Origin of the sequence: Lysinibacillus sp. GbtcB16 (genome assembly GCF_019091145.1) — a bacterium.
Classification (GTDB): domain Bacteria; phylum Bacillota; class Bacilli; order Bacillales_A; family Planococcaceae; genus Lysinibacillus; species Lysinibacillus fusiformis.
Genome location: NZ_JAGXJV010000560.1, coordinates 1 through 259, shown reverse-complemented (window position 1 = coordinate 259; position 259 = coordinate 1). Strand labels below are relative to the sequence as shown.

General features: G+C 37.5%; 1 protein-coding gene. It reads right to left on the bottom strand.

The genetic code is table 11. The annotated features are described in order from the left end of the window. Positions 1-37 precede the first annotated feature (37 nt). On the bottom strand, positions 38-259 hold a 222-nt coding region (locus KVT27_RS25240), incomplete at its 5' end, for a DUF3977 family protein (protein WP_217582236.1).

Sequence of the window (259 nt, the reverse complement as noted above, 5' to 3'; positions counted from 1 at the left end):
ACCACGGTATCGTATTGGATTAACGTTTCTCGCTAGCTTAACCTCGAGTGTCACCTTCAGTTATATAACTTGCTAATCCAAAGATAAGTTTAAAAGCATGCCGTGACTTTTTCACTCTTTTTAAACCTTCACTTGAGTCCAATACGAACACTGTCTTACCTAACCAAATTCTAAAATAGATGGAGTGAAGAAGAATAGGCTTAATAATACCCTTTTGCTCATATTCAGACCCATCAGCAAGTTCTGTTTCCGTACGTAT